Annotated in this window: 3 protein-coding genes and 1 pseudogene; 1 reads left to right on the forward strand and 3 read right to left on the reverse strand. The window is 66.3% G+C overall.

Annotation, left to right across the window (positions count from 1 at the left end):
* Positions 1–320 precede the first annotated feature (320 nt).
* Entirely contained in the window at positions 321–485 is a 165-nt protein-coding gene (locus tag ATI53_RS24175) for a hotdog family protein (protein WP_205912203.1), read from the forward strand.
* A 13-nt stretch (positions 486–498) separates the two neighbouring features.
* Here ATI53_RS24175 and folD read toward each other — a convergent pair whose 3' ends face one another.
* The 3 genes and pseudogenes from folD to ATI53_RS22600 form a co-directional block, all read right to left on the reverse strand.
* A complete protein-coding gene (folD, locus tag ATI53_RS22590; protein WP_009503187.1) occupies positions 499–1,395 on the reverse strand; it encodes a bifunctional methylenetetrahydrofolate dehydrogenase/methenyltetrahydrofolate cyclohydrolase FolD in 897 nt (298 codons plus the stop codon).
* Positions 1,396–1,406: 11 nt separating this feature from the next.
* Complete coding sequence (locus ATI53_RS22595; RefSeq protein WP_009503186.1) at positions 1,407–1,703, reverse strand: chorismate mutase; 297 nt, start codon at positions 1,701–1,703, stop codon at positions 1,407–1,409.
* A 119-nt stretch (positions 1,704–1,822) separates the two neighbouring features.
* Positions 1,823–2,925, reverse strand: a pseudogene (locus tag ATI53_RS22600) (formate--tetrahydrofolate ligase); the annotation flags it as partial.

Consider the following 2,925-nt stretch of genomic DNA (forward strand, 5'->3'; position numbering starts at 1 on the left):
AACGGCTTCACGGGTGCCGGACCTTCTGCCATGGAATTGGCAGACATCGCAGCGCCAACTCGCTGCATGACCGCGGCCTACGCCGGATGCTTACACAGCTTTGTCCGGCAGGGCATGATGACCACGCCGGGAGCGCAAGCGCTGCGCATCGCCCCGGAGAGGTCGAGATAGAGGCCCGGGCGCGCCGAGCTGACACAGCAGCACGGTTTTGGCCACGCCCCGCCGGCCTGCGATCCGCGACAGCGCGGCACGCTACGGCGCGCTGACGATAATGCCCGAGGAGACCGGGGTCGCCATCTCTGAGATCAAGGTCCACCAGCTTGCGCCGGCGCGCGGCGCGCGGCGACCGCCTGATCGCACGGGACCGGGTCGTCAAGGTCGGGCGCCGGCTGGTGATTGTCGCCGCCGACGTGTTTGCGCTGGAGGCGCTGGAACAACGCCACGTTGCCCTGCTGACCGGGACGATGGGGACGGTGCCCGCCTGATCCGACCGAAGCCTCAGACGATCAGCCCGTCGGGTTCCGGCAACCCGTTCGCCCGGCAGCAGGCGGTGACGGTATTGGCCAGCAAACAGGCGATGGTCATCGGGCCGACCCCGCCCGGCACCGGGGTGATCGCCCCCGCTACCTGCGCGCAGCTGTCGAAATCGACATCGCCCACAAGCCGGGTCTTGCCGGTTTCGGGCACGGCGATGCGGTTGATGCCCACGTCGATCACCGTGGCGCCCGGCTTGATCCAGCTGCCCGGCACCATGCGCGGGCGGCCCACCGCAGCGACCACGATATCCGCGCGGCGCACCACTTCGGCCAGGTCCCTTGTTCGCGAATGCGCGATGGTCACCGTACAGCTTTCGCCCAGCAACAGCTGTGCCATCGGCTTGCCGACGATATTGCTGCGACCGATCACCACCGCATCCAGCCCAGAAAGCGACCCCAGCCGGTCGCGCAGCATCATCAGGCATCCCAGCGGCGTGCAGGGCACCATGCTTTTCTGCCCCGTCCCCAAAAGCCCCACGTTCGAGATGTGAAATCCGTCCACATCCTTGGCCGGGTCAATGGCATTTATCACCGCATCGGCATTCATATGCGGCGGCAGCGGCAGCTGCACAAGAATGCCATGCACCGCCGGATCGGCGTTCAGCCGCTTCACCAGCGCCAGAAGATCGGCCTCGGGCGTCTCGGGCGACAGCCTGTGCTCAAAGCTCTGCATCCCGCATTCGACGGTCTGCTTGCGCTTGTTTCGCACATAGACCTGGCTGGCGGGGTCCTCGCCCACCAACACCACCGCCAGCCCCGGCGTGATGCCGTGATCCGCCTTCAGCCGCGACACATGGTCCGCGACCTTTTCCCGCATCGTGGCCGCAAAGGCCTTCCCGTCGATGATGTCAGCCGCCATGCCTGATCCCCTTATTCGCGCCCAAGCGCGGTTTGCTCGCGCCGGATCGACCATTCCACAAGTTCCGTCCAGATGTATTGCGCCAGATCGGGGTCCCAGCCATCGCGCGCGGCGTTTGCGCGGGCGTTCGCGACGACCTCGTCGACCCGCGTGTCGATCCGCGCCGGCCAGCCATTGTCCGCCTTCAATTCGGCGGCACGGCTGATGACCCGCGCGCGATGCGCCAGCACCGCGCTGAGCTCACGGTCGATCCTGTCGATTTCGGCGCGCAGCTCGGCCATGTCCGAAAGGGTTGCGGGGTCGCGCATCCGGGGCTCCTTGGTGACCTGGTCCCTGATGCCGCAGCCCGGCGGAATATTCAACGTATCGACGCGACGAAATGCACAAAGCTTGCGTCACCGAAGTTTCCGAAAGGCGGCGGCGCGGCTCAGAACAGCCCCTCGACCTCGCCATCGGCGTTCAGACAGATGCGTTCGGCGGCGGGGTGGCGTGGCAGGCCCGGCATGGTCAGGACATCGCCGCAAATCGCGACGATGAAGCCCGCCCCCGCCGCAAGCCGCACCTCGCGCACCGGCACCACATGGCCCTCGGGCGCGCCGCGCCATAGCGGATCGGTGCTGAAACTGTATTGCGTCTTGGCCATGCAGACCGGCAGATCGCCATAGCCCTGCGCCTGCCACTCGTCGAGCTGATCCAGAATGCGTGTATCGGCGGTCACGTCACGGGCGTGATAAATGCGTTCGGCAATGCATTGGATCTTGCCCCAGAGGGGTATCTCGTCGGGATAGAGGGGGAGAACTGCGCCCCTCCGGCATCGGCGATCTGCGCCACGCGCCGCGCCAGCTGCTCGGCGCCCGCGCCCCCGTTTTCCCAATGGGAACACAGATGCGATTCGGCGCCCTGCCCGGTGACATAGGCGTGCACCGCGTCGATTTCGGCCTGCGAATCCCCGGTGAAATGGTTGATCGCCACCACCACTGGCACGCCGAACCCCTTGAGCTTCTGGATATGCCGCCCAAGGTTGGCGCAACCCTGTTCCACCGCCCCCACGTTTTCGCGGCCAAGCGCGTCCTTGCCGATACCGCCGTTCATCTTGAGCGCGCGCACCGTGGCCACCAGCATCACGCAATCGGGATGCAGCCCGGCCTTGCGGCACTTGATGTCGAAAAACTTCTCGACCCCGAGATCGGCACCGAAGCCCGCTTCGGTCACCACATAGTCCGCCAGCTTCAGCGCGGTGCGGGTGGCGATCACGGAATTGCAGCCATGGGCGATGTTGGCGAACGGCCCGCCGTGGACAAAGGCGGGCGTGTGTTCCAGCGTCTGCACCAGGTTGGGCTGCATCGCGTCGCGCAGCAGCACCGTCATCGCACCATCCGCCTTGATGCCGCGCGCCAACACCACCGAGCGGTCGCGGCGATACGCCACGATCATGGTATCCCTCCGGCGGGGGCCGTCTGACGGGGCGTTGGAGGCGATGATAAGTCCGACGTTATGGTCGACCTTACGGTCACACCCCGGATCGAGATC

The sequence above is a fragment of the Salipiger aestuarii genome, assembly GCF_003259905.1.
GTDB classification, from domain to species: domain Bacteria; phylum Pseudomonadota; class Alphaproteobacteria; order Rhodobacterales; family Rhodobacteraceae; genus Salipiger; species Salipiger aestuarii.

Bases quoted from the DNA above. Each gene is read 5' to 3' on its own strand.
- folD (WP_009503187.1), bottom strand. From the start codon at position 1,395: ATGGCGGCTGACATCATCGACGGGAAGGCCTTTGCGGCCACGATGCGG.
- ATI53_RS22595 (WP_009503186.1), bottom strand. From the start codon at position 1,703: ATGCGCGACCCCGCAACCCTTTCGGACATGGCCGAGCTGCGCGCCGAA.